The sequence below is a fragment of the Pseudomonas sp. 1176_21 genome, from assembly GCF_052850635.1.
In genome coordinates, this window is the sequence record NZ_VXCV01000001.1 from 430,816 (window position 1) to 445,840 (window position 15,025).

9 protein-coding genes are annotated in these 15,025 nt (G+C 66.4%); 6 read left to right on the forward strand and 3 right to left on the reverse strand.

The window, feature by feature from the left end; translation table 11 throughout:
* Positions 1-189: 189 nt before the first annotated feature.
* From FW760_RS02205 to pgm, 5 genes are all read left to right on the forward strand, one after another.
* A complete protein-coding gene (locus tag FW760_RS02205; protein WP_043863985.1) occupies positions 190-1,212 on the forward strand; it encodes a zinc-dependent alcohol dehydrogenase family protein in 1,023 nt (340 codons plus the stop codon).
* Between the two features lie 546 nt (positions 1,213-1,758).
* Positions 1,759-3,168 (forward strand): hypothetical protein, encoded by a 1,410-nt coding sequence (locus FW760_RS02210; protein ID WP_446443542.1) that lies wholly within the window; start codon positions 1,759-1,761, stop codon positions 3,166-3,168.
* 71 nt (positions 3,169-3,239) lie between these two features.
* On the forward strand, positions 3,240-4,892 hold the full coding sequence (locus tag FW760_RS02215; RefSeq protein ID WP_058540292.1) for a VRR-NUC domain-containing protein: 1,653 nt from the start codon (positions 3,240-3,242) through the stop codon (positions 4,890-4,892).
* On the forward strand, positions 4,889-7,150 hold the full coding sequence (locus tag FW760_RS02220) for an ATP-dependent DNA helicase (protein WP_058540291.1): 2,262 nt from the start codon (positions 4,889-4,891) through the stop codon (positions 7,148-7,150). Before FW760_RS02215 ends, FW760_RS02220 begins: the two co-directional genes overlap by 4 nt.
* Before the next feature lie 95 nt (positions 7,151-7,245).
* A complete protein-coding gene (pgm, locus tag FW760_RS02225; RefSeq protein ID WP_446443543.1) occupies positions 7,246-8,886 on the forward strand; it encodes a phosphoglucomutase (alpha-D-glucose-1,6-bisphosphate-dependent) in 1,641 nt (546 codons plus the stop codon).
* Positions 8,887-8,975: 89 nt separating this feature from the next.
* On the opposite strand, the gene FW760_RS02230 is transcribed toward pgm, so the two are convergent.
* Positions 8,976-9,674, reverse strand: a complete 699-nt coding sequence (locus tag FW760_RS02230) for a pirin family protein (protein ID WP_229590174.1) — start codon at positions 9,672-9,674, stop codon at positions 8,976-8,978.
* A gap of 222 nt (positions 9,675-9,896) precedes the next feature.
* On the opposite strand from FW760_RS02230, the gene FW760_RS02235 reads away from it, so the two are divergent.
* Entirely contained in the window at positions 9,897-12,386 is a 2,490-nt protein-coding gene (locus FW760_RS02235) for a UvrD-helicase domain-containing protein (protein ID WP_446443544.1), read from the forward strand.
* Here the strand turns inward: FW760_RS02235 and preA are convergent.
* Both preA and FW760_RS02245 read right to left on the reverse strand, forming a co-directional pair.
* Complete coding sequence (gene preA, locus FW760_RS02240) at positions 12,368-13,642, reverse strand: NAD-dependent dihydropyrimidine dehydrogenase subunit PreA (protein WP_043863980.1); 1,275 nt, start codon at positions 13,640-13,642, stop codon at positions 12,368-12,370. The two genes, FW760_RS02235 and preA, sit on opposite strands and share 19 nt — an antisense overlap.
* The gene (locus tag FW760_RS02245) at positions 13,643-15,010 is read right to left on the reverse strand and encodes an NAD(P)-dependent oxidoreductase (protein ID WP_043863979.1); all 1,368 of its coding nucleotides are present in this window, start codon (positions 15,008-15,010) and stop codon (positions 13,643-13,645) included.
* Between the last annotated feature and the right edge of the window lie 15 nt (positions 15,011-15,025).

Genomic DNA, 15,025 nt, shown 5'->3' on the forward strand with positions numbered 1-15,025 from the left:
TTCATAGGTCTGGTCGGGGCAGGGGTGAATCTTAAGGGCAAAGACGGTACCCTGCACCGCATAAATTGCGCAGCAGGCGCTATCACCAATCAATGACAGGCATGTTGACTATTAATGGCCACTGATGGTCTAACCGCTATAGCCCCGATAGAGTTGCGGGTATTAGAGGTTCACTAGGCGAGGTTTGCGATGTCCCGCATGATCCGTTTTCACAAATTCGGCCAGGCCGAGGTGCTCAAGTGCGAGGACGTGGCCACGCCGCAACCGGCTGCCGGTGAAGTACAGGTGCGGGTGCAGGCTATCGGCATCAGCTGGTACGACGTGCTGTGGCGGCAGAACCTGGCGCCGTCCCATGCGCGCCTGCCGGCCGGCATCGGCCACGAAATGGCCGGTGTGGTGACCGCCCTCGGCGCCGGCGTCGACGACCTGGCCATCGGCGACAAGGTCGCCAGCTTTCCGGCCACCAGCCCCAACGAGCACCCGGTGTATGGCGAGGTCATCGTGTTGCCGCGCAACGCACTGACCCGCTACCCCGATATCCTCAGCCCGATCGAGGCCAGCGTGCACTACACGCCGCTGCTGATCGCCTATTTCGCCTATGTCGACCTGGCGCGGGCCAAGGCCGGGCAGACCGCCCTGGTCACCGACGCCAGCCACTGCGCCGGGCCGGCCTTCGTGCAGCTGGGCAAGGCCCTGGGCCTGAAGGTGATCGCCGCCACCAAGGACAGCGCCGAGCGCGACAACCTGCTCAAGCTGGGGGCAGAGAAGGTCATCGTGACCGAAGAGCAGGACCTGCTCATGCAGATCAACAAGTACACCGACAACCGCGGCGTGGACATGGTGCTCGATGGCCTGGGTGGCCCGCAGATGTCGTTGCTGGGCGATGTGCTGGCGCCACGCGGCAGCCTGGTGCTGTACGGCCTGCAGGGCGGCAACCAGACGCCGTTCCCGGCCTGTGCGGCGTTCCAGAAGAACATCCAGTTCTTCGTGCACTGCGTGAGCAACTTCACCGGCAAGCCGGAGCTGGGCATCACCCAGGACCAGGTGGCGCTGCAGCGCGCACTGCGCGATATCAACCAGTTCACCGCCGACCGCCAGGTATTGCCACACATCATCAAGGCCTACCCGTTCGACGAGGTCGTCGCCGCACACCGCCACATGGACGAGTGCCCGTGTGGAGGCCGCGTGGTACTGGTGCTGCCTGACGCCTGACAGGCTGCGCGACACGCCAAGCCCGAGCCGAGTCTCGGGCTTTTTTGTGGAAATTTCTTATTAAAGTTTCAGATGTTTCCTATTTAACTTGTGCGGACTAAGTACGGCGCTTGCGTTATGTTGTGGGCGTGGGAATAAAGACTTTCCGGTGTCCGTAAAATTACATCTTCGCGTGGAAGGGCTGCTGTTTCCTATGGGCGTCGGGCACTGTCGTGCCTAAGGCGGCGCTGTTCATCCAACCATCAATCATCTCAAGGAGCGAGATATGGTGTGCCAGCTGTACTGTTCATGGAGGTGGGGCCCTCGCACGCAACGCGCCGGGGGGCGCTGTCCGGGGCAAGGGTGGTCATCGGGCGATGCTGTTTCGATCTGAGTCGGAACAATCGTAGGAAGTTGTAAGAAACATCCTAAGACCATCATTCTTTTTTTAATTCACTTTGCCGTTGTTGCGCAACGATGTCCTGTTACCCGCATCGGGTAACTTCCGGCTGCCGGCAGTCGTTATCGAATCAGGTATACACCATGAGTACCCTCCACGATCAAGCCATGACTCACATTTACCAGCAGGTCCTGCAGCGACTGCTCGAGTGCCTTACCCAGGGCCAGCGCGCGTCGCTGCAATTGCTTATCCAGCGCATGCTGGTGGCCGCCGGCGGGATCGAGCGCATAGGCGACTTCAAGGTGATGCTGGCCCATGGCGGCGGCAAGGACAGCTCCTTCGCCCTTGCGTTTCTGCGCGCCGCGCAGTTGAGCATTGCGGCGCGTGCTCCGGCCACCTTCGAGCTGCGCGTGGTCACCGCCCGCCATGTGGGCATGTCGACGGCGGTGATCGAGAACATCGAGCGTGGCTATTCGGCGCTGGTGCTGCATGACGACCTGCGGGTCGAGCTGCTGGTGCTGGACGACGGCGGCCTCCAGCACTTCGATGCACTCAAGCCGCTGTCGCCGCGTCAGCAGCAGGTCGAGCGCTTCGACACCCTGGTTGCCGGGCACCTGACCGCCGGCCAGGTGCGGCCGATGTTCTGCAATCGCTTCTACCTGGCGCTGGCCGAACTGTACCGCCAGGGCATGGGCTGGGAGGGCGGGGTGGACGCATTGATCAACGCCGACCCGATGCCCGAGCGCAAACGCTACCTGGCGTGGGGCCGCCGCATGATGCGCGAGGCCGGGTTGAGCAGTGCAAGGCCGGCCCACTCACACCCTGGCGCCCTGTTGCAGGGCCTTGGCCAACTGCGCCGCATCTACCTCAACGAGGTGCTGGGGCTGCCAGCCGAGCCCCTTCGGCAGGTCCCGGGCCCCCGCCGTATCCCGCGCTTCATCGACATCGCCGACCTGCTGCAGGACAGCCAGCAGGGGCAGAGCGTGCTGCTGCTCGAATTTCTCAGGTTTCGCTATGACGAGCTGGCCCTGGGTTTCAGCCAGTCGGCCTGTGCCAACCCGTTGCTGATGGCACACCTTGCCGGGCTGCGCGCGCAGTGCGTGCAGGGGCAGGACTATGCGCTGGGCATTGCCGAGCACCTGCAGCAGGTCAAGGCCCAGCTGCGGCGCAAACCGGTGCCGGCGGCGCTGCAGGCACTGGCCATGGAAACCTGGCAAGACCGCGAGCGCCACGGCCAGCGCCGCCGCCTGGCGGACGACTTCGCCCTGCAGGGCTACAACCTCAACGAAGAACAGCTGGCCTGCCTGCTGTTCGCGCCCTTCGTCGACCGCGGGCGCAACCTGGAGCGCTTCGTACAGGCGCGGCACCCCGGCATGCAGGCGGCGCTGCCCTACCTGCACAAGGCACTCAAGGGCGTACCCTCGCCACAGCCCATGGTGCAATGGCTGGAGGAGATCAGCGGCTTGTCCCTGAGCACGCTGCAGATGCTCTACCAGCGAGAAAGTGAAGCGGCCGCCGGTGGACGTTCGCTGCTGGCGCGGGCCCGGGATAGCGATCCGGGCCGGTTGCGCCATTGATCCGCTGAGGTTGCCAAGCTCACCTGTCTGTATGTATAACCAGTGGATTCCTTCTGCTGGTTACCCGCTCCGTGATCGCCCATTCCGTCGCCGACCCGTTCTATTACCTGTGCAACTTTCAGCAGGTACTGGCCTGGGTGCAACTGCGCTACGCCGACCTGCTCGATGAACACGAACACGCCTTCATTCAACAGTTCGCGACGCTGGGTCAGGCCTCCCAGGCCCTGCTGGTACGCATGGTGATGCGCAAGGGCGTGATGTTTCGCGCCAGCAAGCTGACCTACCTGGAAATCGGCGCCATCGAGCCTGCCGCCGCGCCGCTGGTGGCGCTGGGCTGGCTCGACGACCAGCCGAGCCTGGGCCTGGACCACCTGTTCCAGTTGCTGCGCAAGGACGAAATCGCCCGCTGTTTCGCCGACGTGCTGGAGCGCCCGCGGGCTGCCAAGGGCGAACTGCTCGAACAGTTGTCGGCGCTGTATGCCGAGGCCAGGCCCCTGCGTCAGTGGTGGCCCGAATTCGACGAACCGGTGTACGTGCTGCACCTGCAGGCGCTGTGCGATCGTCTGCGTCTGCTGTTTTTCGGCAACCTGCACCAGGACTGGTCGGAGTTCGTGCTCGCCGACCTTGGCCTGCTGCGCTACGAGCAGGTCGCGTTCGGCGAGGATTCCCGGGCGCTGCGCGAGCGCGCCGATATCGACCTGTGCCTGGCCCTGCACACCTGTGCCGAGCAGCTCGAGGCCGGGCAGCCGGTCGAGCAGGTGCTGGCACTGCTGGACGGCCTGCAGCCGAGCAACCCGTGGCTGGAACGGCGCCGCGCCAGGTTGCTGTTCCAGCTTGGCCAGCATTGCGAGCGCAGCGGCGACTGGGCCCAGGCCCTGAACATCTACCCCCGCAGCAACCACCCCCAGGCACGCATCCGGCATATCCGCGTGCTGGAGCGCAGCGCCGATCATGCCGCCGCCCTGGAGCTTGCCAGCGTAGTGGGCGCCAAACCGGCCAACGCGCTGGAGGTCCAGGCGCTGGCGCGCATCGTGCCCCGCCTGCAGCGCAAGCTGGGCGGCCCGCCACAGCGTCGGCGCGCCCCGGCAGCGATCAGCCGGCTGGACCTGTGCCTGCCTGTCGATCTGTCGACGCTTGGCGTGGAGCAGGCGGTGCAGGTGCACCTGGCGGCCGATGACGGGCCGGTGCACTACGTCGAGAACACCCTGTTCAACAGCCTGTTCGGGCTGCTGTGCTGGGAAGCCATCTTCGCGCCCGTGCCCGGCGCGTTCTTCCACCCGTTCCAGAGCGGCCCGCTGGACCTGCACGATGCCGGCTTCCAGGCGCGCCGCGCCGAGCATTTTGCCGCCTGCCTGGGGCAGCTGGACGATGAGCGCTACCGCCACACCATCCTGGCCAACTACCAGGCCAAGCACGGCCTGCAATCACCCTTCGTGTACTGGGAACTGCTGGATGCCACGCTGTTGCAGCAGGCCCTGGACTGCCTGCCGGCGGCGCACCTCAAGCGCTGCTTCGAGCGCCTGCTGGAGGATATCCAGGCCAACCGCGCCGGCATGCCCGACCTGATCCAGTTCTGGCCCGGGCAACGGCGCTACCGCATGATCGAAGTGAAGGGCCCGGGCGATCGCCTGCAGGACAACCAGCTGCGCTGGATCGCCTTCTGCACCGAGCACGGCCTGCCCGTCGAGGTGTGCCACGTGCAGTGGGCACAGCCGGCAGCATGAGCTACAAGGTAGCGGTGCGTGCGCTGTGCGAGTTCACCGCCAAGGTCGGTGACCTGGACCTGCGCTTCACCCCGTCGCCCTCGGCGCAGGAGGGCATCACCGGCCACCGCACGGTGGTTACGCGCCGGGGTCGGGGCTATGAGTCGGAGGTGGCGTTGGCGGGGCAGTTCGAGCAGTTGCAGGTACGCGGGCGCGCCGACGGCTACAACCCGGCGCTCAACCGCCTGGAAGAGATCAAGACCTACCGCGGCGACCTGGCCAGCCAGCCCGACAACCACCGCCAACTGCACTGGGCACAGGCCAGGGTGTATGGCTGGCTGCTGTGCCAGCAGCGAGAACTGGCCGAGGTGAACCTGGCGCTGGTGTACCTAGACGTGGACAGCGACCGCGAAACCCTGGTGGAGGCCCGCCATACCGCCGCCGAACTCGAGCAGTTCTTCATCGCCCAGTGCACGCTGTTCCTGCGCTGGGCCCAGCAGCAGATGCAACGCCAGGCCTTGCGCAACAGCGGCCTGCAGGCGCTCGCGTTCCCCCACGCCAGCTTTCGTACCGGGCAGCGCGAGCTGGCCGAGACCGTGTACAAGGCGGTAAGCACCGGCCGCTGCCTGATGGCCCAGGCCACCACCGGCATCGGCAAGACGCTGGGCACGCTGTTCCCGTTGCTCAAGGCGATGGTGCCGCAGCAACTGGACAAGGTGCTGTTCCTGACCGCCAAGACGCCGGGGCGGGCGCTGGCGCTGGAGGCCGTGCAGCGGGTCATGCACGCCAGCCCCGAGCTGGCCCTGCGTAGCCTGGAACTGGTGGCACGGGAAAAGGCCTGCGAGTTCCCCGGCACCGCATGCCACGGCGAAGCCTGCCCGTTGGCCAAGGGCTTCTACGACCGCTTGCCCGCCGCCCGCCAGGCCGCCGCGCAGCAGCCGGTGCTGGACCAGGCCCGCCTGCGCGAGGTAGCCCTGGCGCACCAGGTGTGCCCGTACTACCTGGGGCAGGAGATGGCGCGCTGGGTGGATGTGCTGGTGGGCGACTACAACTACTACTTCGACCAGAGCGCCTTGCTGTTCGGCCTGGCCCAGCTCGACCAGTGGCGGGTGGCGGTGCTGGTGGACGAGGCGCACAACCTGGTGGAGCGTGCACGCCAGATGTACAGCGTGAGCCTCGATCAATGGCAATTGAAGGCCCTGCGGCGTGATCCCCCGGCAGGCATGGCCAATGCCTTGCAGCGCCTTGACCGGGCCTGGAACGCCGTGCACAAGGACCAGGACGTTCCCTACCGCGCCACCGGCCAGTTGCCCGAGGCCTTTCTCAAGGCGCTGCAGCGTTTTGTCAGCCATGTGCAGGACAGCATGAACCAGCAGCCTGCCGGCGTCGAAGGGCCGCTGTTGCAGCTCTTCTTTCAGGCTTCGCAGTTCCTGCGCCTGTGCGAGGTGTTCGACGAGCATTTCGTGTTCGACATCAGCAAGCGCGACGGCCCGGGCCGGCGCAGCCTGTCCACCCTGTGCCTGCGCAACGTGGTGCCGGCGCCGCTGATCGGCCCGCGCATGGCCGCTGCGCGCAGCGTCACGCTGTTTTCCGCCACCCTCAGCCCACGCCATTACTACGCCGACCTGCTCGGCCTGCCGGCCGACACCGCGTGGCTGGACGTGGCCTCGCCGTTTGCCGCCGAGCAGTTGCAGGTGCGCGTGATCAGCAGCGTGTCGACGCGTTTCCAGCACCGGCAGGCGTCACTGGCGCCGATCGTGGAACTGATCGCCGAGCAGTACCGCCTCCAGCCGGGCAACTACCTGGCGTTCTTCAGCAGCTTCGACTACCAGCAGCAGGTGGCGCGGCTGCTGGCCGAGCGCTACCCGCACATCGTGCAATGGTCGCAGTCGCCCGGCATGGACGAGGCGCAGCGCAAGGGCTTTCTCGAACGCTTTGTCGAAGACGGGCAGGGCGTGGGCTTCGCCGTGCTGGGCGGGGCGTTCGGCGAAGGGGTCGACCTGCCGGGCACCCGGCTGATCGGCGCCTTCGTTGCCACCCTGGGGCTGCCCCAGGTCAACCCGGTGAACGAACAGCTCAAGCTGCGCATGGGCGCTCTGTTCGACGCGGGCTTCGACTACACCTACCTGTACCCCGGCGTGCAGAAGGTGATCCAGGCGGCCGGGCGAGTGATACGTGGCACTGAAGATCGCGGTGTGGTCATGCTGATCGACGACCGTTTTGCCGAGCCCCGGGTGCAGCGGATGTTTCCCGGCTGGTGGGCACCGCAGTACAAATAGTCGCGGCGGGCGGGATCGCCGCCGTCGCGTTGTGGTCGAAGTGCCAGTAAACTGCGTATTTTCATCACCCTGTACATCTTTACTTGAGGTTTTGCATGAAGCTCAGTCCCTTGGCGGGTAAACCGGCGCCAGCCTCCGTGCTGGTCGATATCCCCCAGCTGCTGACCGCGTACTACACCGGCCAGCCCGATGCAGGCGTCGCCACCCAGCGCGTTGCCTTTGGCACGTCGGGGCACCGCGGCAGCTCCGTGGACCTGGGCTTCAACGAAGCGCACGTGCTCGCCATCAGCCAGGCCATCTGCCTGTACCGCAAGGCGCAGGGCATCGACGGGCCGCTGTTCATCGGCATCGACACCCATGCGCTGTCGACCCCGGCGGCAGCTACCGCACTGGAGGTGCTGGCAGCCAACGGCGTCGAGGTGATGCTGGCCAAGGATGACGAGTACACCCCGACCCCGGCCATCTCCCACGCCATCATCTGCTACAACCGTGGCCGCAGCCGTGGCCTGGCCGACGGCATCGTGATCACCCCGTCGCACAACCCGCCGCAAAGTGGCGGCTTCAAGTACAACCCGCCCAATGGCGGCCCGGCCGATAGCGACGTCACCAAGTGGATCGAGGCCAAGGCCAACCAACTGCTGGCCGATGGCCTCAAAGACGTGCAGCGCATGGGCCATGCACAGGCCCTCAAGGCCAGCACCACGCACCGTCACGACTACCTGGGCAGTTACGTCAGCGACCTGGTCAATGTGATTGATTTCGATGTGATTCGTGGTGCGGGCCTGCGCCTGGGTGTCGACCCGCTGGGCGGTGCCGGGGTGCGTTACTGGTCGGCGATTGCCGAGCACTACAAGCTCGACCTGGACGTGGTCAACACCGAGGTCGACCCCACGTTCCGCTTCATGTGCGTGGACTGGGACGGCCAGATCCGCATGGACCCGTCCTCGCCTTACGCCATGCAGGGCCTGATCGGCCTGCGCGATCGGTTCGACGTGGCGTTCGGCTGCGACCCCGACCATGACCGTCACGGCATCGTCACCCCGTCAGGCGGCCTGCTGGCGCCGAACAACTACCTGGCGGTGTCCATCGACTACCTGTTCCAGAACCGCCCGCAATGGCGCGCCGATGCGGCCGTGGGCAAGACCGTGGTCAGCAGCGGCATGATCGACCGCGTGGCGGCACGCCTGGGGCGTCGCCTGTACGAAGTGCCGGTGGGCTTCAAGTATTTCGCCGATGGCCTGTTCGACGGTTCGCTGGGCTTTGGTGGGGAGGAGAGCGCCGGCGCCTCGTTCCTGCGCAAGGACGGCACGGTGTGGAGCACCGACAAGGACGGCCTGATCCCGTCACTGCTGGCGGCAGAGATGACCGCCCGTACCGGGCGCGACCCAAGCCAGGCATACGAGGCGCTGACCGAGGCGCTGGGCAGGCCGTTCTCCACCCGGGTGGATGCCAAGGCCACGCCGCAGCAGAAGGCCCAGTTGGGCAAGCTGTCGCCGCAGCAGGTCAAGTCGACCACGCTGGCGGGCGAGCCGATCGAGCAGATTCTCAGCCATGCGCCGGGCAACGACCAGGCGATTGGCGGCTTGAAGGTGATGACGGCCAACGGCTGGTTCGCGGCGCGGCCGTCGGGCACCGAAGACATCTACAAGATCTATGCGGAGAGCTTCGTCGACGACGCGCACCTGCAGCGCCTGGTGGGTGAGGCGCAGGAGCTGGTGGACGCTGCCATCGCCTAAAAGCTTCGCGGGTCAAGCCCGCTCCCACAAGGTTTTGCGGCGTTCGCAAACCCTGTGGGAGCGGGCTTGACCCGCGATGACGTCGGTACCTACGCCACATCCACCAGCACAATCTCGCTGTCTTGCAGCGCCACCACCCTGAGCACCTGCTCATCCTCCACCGCCACCCCGTCGCGGGCCTCGGCGCGCAGGCCATTGACCTCGATCACGCCCTTGGCCGGCACCAGGTAGGCCCGGCGACCCGCATCGATGCGGTACTCGGCGCTTTCCCCGGCCTTCAGCGTCGCCGCCACCAGCCGCGCATCGGCGCGGATCCCCAGGCTGCCTTCATCCCCCTCGCGCCCGCTGGCCAGGGTCACGAACCCTTCGTCGCGCTCGCCCTTGGGAAACGGCCGCACGCCCCACGACGGTGCCTGGCCCACACGCTGGGGCACAATCCAGATCTGGAAGATCCGCGTGTCCACGGCCTCCACGTTGTACTCGCTGTGGGTGATGCCGGTACCGGCGCTCATCACCTGCACGTCACCGGCTTCGGTACGGCCCTTGTTGCCCAGGCTGTCCTGGTGGGTGATCGCGCCTTCACGCACATAGGTGATGATCTCCATGTCGCGGTGCGGGTGCGGCGGGAACCCGCTGCCGGCGGCGATCAGGTCGTCGTTCCATACCCGCAGCGTGCCCCAGTTCATGCGGCGCGGATCGTGGTATTCGGCAAAGGAGAAGTGATGGTGGGCATCCAGCCAGCCATGGTTGGCGTGGCCAAGGGTGTCGAAGGGGCGCAGTTGCAGCATGCTCGTGTCCTCGGTAATCAGGTGGATGGCGCTGATGATCCTCTCGATAAACATCGAAAAAAAGCGTAAATATCGGCTAAATATGATCGTTATATTCGATATATAACCTGCGGTAGTTTCGCCGCTTCGTCGCCTAATCCACTGATGTGAAAGCATTCGGCTGGTGATTTGGTCGTGATAAGGCGAACATGGCCGCTGATTGAATTGATTGCCGGAGTCGGTGTGTCACACGAGCGTCCCAAGCTACCCACGGATCTAACCCCACCCGCGCAACTGCCCTGGGTCAGACGTCTGGCCGCACGCCTGCTGGGCCGTGGCCTGAGCCGGTTGCAGGCACAGCACCGAGATTCGTGGTTCCAGGGCCATGCCAACGGCCAGCGCACCGGGCATGCCGACGGGCTGCGTGAAGGCTATGAAGAAGGGCGCGTGGACGGTTTCGAGGCCGGGCGCCAGGTGCTGGTGATCCGCGATACGCGCCCGGATGCCCACGGCGTGCCGGGGCTGGACGATGCCCTGTTCGACGACTGGCGCCTGCCGCTGACCCCCGAGCTGAAGAAGCGCTTCAAGGCCGACGTCGCCGCGCGCCTGCCGGCCCACGCCCAACCCAGCGCAGCGCAGTGGAAGATGATCTTCAGCGACACGCCGTCCACCTGCGTGATCGCCGGCGCCGGCGCTGGCAAGTCCACCTCGCTGGTGCTGCGTATCCTGTTGCTGCGCCATTACCTGGGCTTCGAGCTGGAGGCCATGACCGTGGTCACCTTCACCCGCGAGTCGCGCAAGGACTTCATTGCCCGCCTGGTGCAGGTGTTCGGCCTGTGGCAACTGGCCCTGAGCCCGGTGCAGGCGCGTGAGCTGGTGCGCACCTTCCATTCGCGCATCCTGCCCCTGGTGCGCAGCCTGCCGGGCTTCAGCCAGGTGCGGGCATTCGAGACCCTGGGCAGCGAGCAGCCAGGGGGCAGCGAGGCGGGCGTGGACAGCAACCCGTTCGACCTGCGCATCAACGATGCCCAGCGCCAGCAACTCAACCTGTGCTACCGCGACCTGCTGCACACCAGCCCGCGGTTCGCCGAGCTGATTGCCGGGCTGCGCCGCGAAGCGTTGCAGCTCAAGGCCCTGGACCGCGACCACCCCGACGTGCAGAAGCGCGTGGCGGTGACACAGCTGTCGTCCGGGCGCGACGAAGAGCTGTGCGACGTGATCGAAGACCTGTGGTTCCAGGCGGGTGCCTGGCCGATCAAGGGCATTGAGCCCAGCCGCGAAACCGTCGAAATCAACGGCAGCCGCTTTCATTTCCACGGCCATATCGCCGAGCTGGACGCCTGGGTGGTGCTGGGTTTCGACCCCAAGGAGAATCAGCAATACAAGCGCCCCGGCGCCAAGCTGCCGGTGTGGGCCGAATGGGTGATCAAGCGCACGCTGTTCCAGGCGTTCTGCGACAAGCCGGTGATCTGGCTGGAAAACTACGCGGCGGCCAAACGCCTCACCGCCTCGCTGGCCGGCGATGCGGTGGCCGGGCCGGGCTTTGACTACAAGGTAAAGGGCGAGCTGGGCGCGGCGCCCTTGCTGGATGCGTTCGTCGGCGCTGCCGGGTTCATCGAGAACCTGGGGTTGGATGTGAGCGTGGCGGTGGGCGGCATGAGCTTCCCGCAGGGCGACACCGACGCGCTGTTCTTCGAGGCCCTGAGCCTGTACTGGAAGGCGCTGGAGGCGCACCTGCTGGCACAGTCGCCGCCGATCATGAGCTACAACCGCATGTTCGCCCTGTTCGGCGAGAACAACCCGGAAAACCTGCGCCTGCTGCCCGACCCGATGCTGCGCCCGTTGTCGCACCTGATGATCGACGAGTTCCAGGACGTGTCGCCGCAGATCGTCTCGTGGCTGCGCGCCTGCCTGCGCGAGATCCGCCGGCGCGGCCCGGCCATGCACGTGGGGCAGGTGGCGCAGCATTCCTCGCTGCTGTGCGTGGGGGACGACTGGCAGTCGATCTATGGCTGGCGCGGCAGCTCGCCCAAGTACTTCATGGAGTTCGCCAAGCAGTTCGTCGCCCCCAGCACCACCCGCGTGATGCTGGCCGACAACTACCGCAGCCACCAGCACATCATCGATGCAGCCGAGCATATCGTTAAGTCGGCCCCGGCAATTGCCGGCAAGAAGGCCCGTGCCTGCGGCCCGGCGGCCGAGCAGCCGGTGCCGGTGATGGTGATGGAGCGCGACGAAGCCACACTGGCCCGGCAGTTGATGGATCACTACCGCGATGGCGAGTCGGTGATGCTGCTGTACCGCAAAAGCGTCGACAAGTCGGTGATTGCCGAGCACCTGCAGCCCTTGCTCAACCACGAGGCCGGCCTGCCGGCGGCGCAGCGGCGGTTCCGCCAGCTCACCTACCACAGCGCCAAGGGCCTGCAGGCCGATGCGGTGTTCATGCTCGGTGACTGCCAGCACCTGACGCGCTCGCCGTACAAGAACCAGGTGTACCGCCAGGCCGGGCTGGGCCGCGCGGGCGACCCCGAAGGCTACGACAACGCCCAGAAGGACGAGATCCTGCGCCTGGCCTACGTGGCCATCACCCGCGCGATCAAGCACTGCTACTGGCATGTGGAGACGCCGACCGGGGAGGCGGCGAACCTGCCCCGGGCGTCTGTTCAGGTGGACGGGAACAAGGCCTGCTTCGAAGACCTGCGCGGGGCGCAGCCTCAGGACGCCTCGCGGTAGGGGTTGCGTGGGTCGTGCAGCCAGTCCAGGAACGGCTTGCCGGTGTCCTGGGGCACCATCTCGATGCAGCCCTCGACCGGGCAGGTGATCTGGCACAGGTTGCACCCCACGCACTCGGCGTCGATCACCTCGTAGCGGTGCCCGCCCTCGGCCTTGACCAGGCTGGCGATGGCCTGGTGCGAGGTGTCTTCGCAGGCAATGTGGCAGCGCCCGCAGCCGATGCAGGCCTGCTGGTCGATCCTGGCGATCACCTGGTAGTTGATGTCCAGGTACTTCCAGTCGGTGGTGTGGCCCACCGCGCGCCCGCGAAAGTCCTGCAGGCTGTGGTAGCCCTGACTGTCCATCCAGCGCGAGAGGCCGTCCTTCATTTCATCGACGATGCGAAAACCATGCAGCATCGCCGCGGTGCACACTTGCACCGAGCCGCAACCCAATGCAATGAACTCGGCAGCATCCCGCCAGCTGCCAATGCCGCCGATGCCACTGATGGGCAGCCCGTGGGTGGCCGGGTCGCGGGCAATCTCGGCCACCATGTTCAGCGCGATCGGCTTCACTGCCGAACCGCAGTAGCCACCGTGGGTACTGGCCTCGCCGACGATCGGCAGGGCGATCATGCGCTCAAGGTCGACGCTGGTGATCGAGTTGATGGTGTTGATCAGCGACACCGCGTCGGCGCCGCCGCGGTGCGCGGCGCGGGCCGACTGGCGGATGTCGGTGATGTTGGGGGTGAGCTTGACGATTACCGGCAGCGAGCAGTAGGTCTTGCACCAGCGTGTCACCTGCTCGACGTACTCCGGCACCTGGCCCACCGCCGCGCCCATGCCGCGCTCGGGCATGCCGTGGGGGCAGCCGAAGTTCAGCTCGATGCCGTCCGCCCCGGTGGCCTCCACCAGCGGCAGGATGGTTTTCCACGCGTCCTCCACGCACGGCACCATCAGCGACACGATCAGCGCGCGGTCGGGCCAGGCCTTTTTCACCTGGGTGATCTCGCGCAGGTTGATCTCCAGCGAGCGGTCGGTAATCAGCTCGATGTTGTTGATGCCCAGCACCTCGCGGTTGGGCCCGAAGTGCGCCGAGTAGCGTGACGACACGTTGACGGCGGCGGGGTCTTCGCCCAGGGTTTTCCAGACCACGCCACCCCAGCCGGCCTCGAACGCACGTATCACGTTGTAGGCCTTGTCGGTGGGCGGTGCGGAGGCCAGCCAGAACGGGTTGGGCGCCTTGATGCCAGCGAATTCGATCGACAGGTCTGCCATTTATGCGGCCTCCACGTTGAGGGTCAGTTGGGCATGGATGGCCTCGGCGGCCCGCTTGCCGTGCTGCACGGCCTGTACGGTGAGGTCCTGGCCCAGGTGCGTGCAGTCGCCGCCGGCGTACACGCCCGGCAGGCTGGTGCGCAGGTTGTCGTCCACGCGGATACGCTCGCCATCACGCTCCAGTTGCAGGGCCTGCGGGTCGCTCAGGGCCTGGCCGTCGAAGGCCTGGCCGATGGCCTTGAAGATCGCATCCGCCGCCAGTTCGAAGGTTTGCCCGGTGGTTTGCAGGCGTCCGTCCACCAGGTGCGTGCGGGCAAAGCGCATGCCGCGCACCCGGCCCTGGTCGTCGAGCAGCACCTGCTCGGGCTGGGCCCAGGTCAGCAGCCGCACCTGGTTGGCCTTGGCGATATCCTGTTCATGCTGGGTGGCGCCCATGTCCTGCAGGCCACGGCGGTACACCAGGTTGACGTCATGGGCGCCCAGGCGGGCCATCTGTACTGCCATGTCGATGGCGGTGTTGCCGGCGCCGAGCACGATGCAGCGTTCGGCCAGGGGCAGGGTGCTCAGGTCGTCGGCCTGGCGCAGTTCGCGGATGTACTCGGTGGCGCTGAGCAGGCCCGGGGCGCCTTCGTCGGGCAGGCCCAACTGGCGGCTGGCGGCCAGGCCCAGGCCGAGGAACACCGCGTCGAACTGCTGTTGCAGCTCGCCCAGGCTAAGGTTGTCGCCCAGCACCTGGCCGTGGCGGATCTCGATACCGCCCACCTGCAGCACGAAGTCCAGCTCGCGCTGGGCGAAGTCGTCCACCAGCTTGTACTTGGCGATGCCGTATTCGTTGAGGCCGCCGGCCTTTTCCCGTGCTTCGAAAATCACCACCTCATGCCCGTGCCAGGCCAGCCGGTGGGCGCAGGCCAGGCCTGCGGGGCCGGCGCCGACCACGGCGATGCGCTTGCCGGTGCTGGGCGCACGCTGGAACGGGTGCTCGGCGAACTCGGCATGATCGACCGCGTAGCGTTGCAGCAGGCCGATCAGCACCGGGGCGCATTCCTGGGCGTTGTTGCGCACGCAGGCCTGCTGGCAGAGGATCTCGGTGGGGCACACCCGGGCGCAGCTGCCACCGAGGATGTTGGCCGAGAGAATCTTGATGGCCGCACCCTGCACGTTGTCCTGCTGGATGTTGCGGATGAAGGAGGGGATGTCGATGTCGCTGGGGCAGGCGTCGACGCAGGGGGCGTCGTAGCAGTACAGGCAGCGCGCGCTTTCCACGGCGGCCTGGCGCGGGGTGAGGGGCGGAGCCAGGTCGCTGAAATGCGTGGCGAGGGTGGCGTTGTCGTCTTGCGGGTGCGGGAGATGGTTCAAGGCGTTGATCACGGTAGTGGCCTCTTT

What these genes read in the sequence shown, in the direction of transcription:
- FW760_RS02205 (WP_043863985.1), top strand. Translation starts at nt 190, where the DNA reads ATGTCCCGCATGATCCGTTTTCACAAATTCGGCCAGGCCGAGGTGCTC.
- FW760_RS02210 (WP_446443542.1), top strand. Translation starts at nt 1,759, where the DNA reads ATGACTCACATTTACCAGCAGGTCCTGCAGCGACTGCTCGAGTGCCTT.
- FW760_RS02220 (WP_058540291.1), top strand. Translation starts at nt 4,889, where the DNA reads ATGAGCTACAAGGTAGCGGTGCGTGCGCTGTGCGAGTTCACCGCCAAG.
- pgm (WP_446443543.1), top strand. Translation starts at nt 7,246, where the DNA reads ATGAAGCTCAGTCCCTTGGCGGGTAAACCGGCGCCAGCCTCCGTGCTG.
- FW760_RS02230 (WP_229590174.1), bottom strand. Translation starts at nt 9,674, where the DNA reads ATGCTGCAACTGCGCCCCTTCGACACCCTTGGCCACGCCAACCATGGC.
- preA (WP_043863980.1), bottom strand. Translation starts at nt 13,642, where the DNA reads ATGGCAGACCTGTCGATCGAATTCGCTGGCATCAAGGCGCCCAACCCG.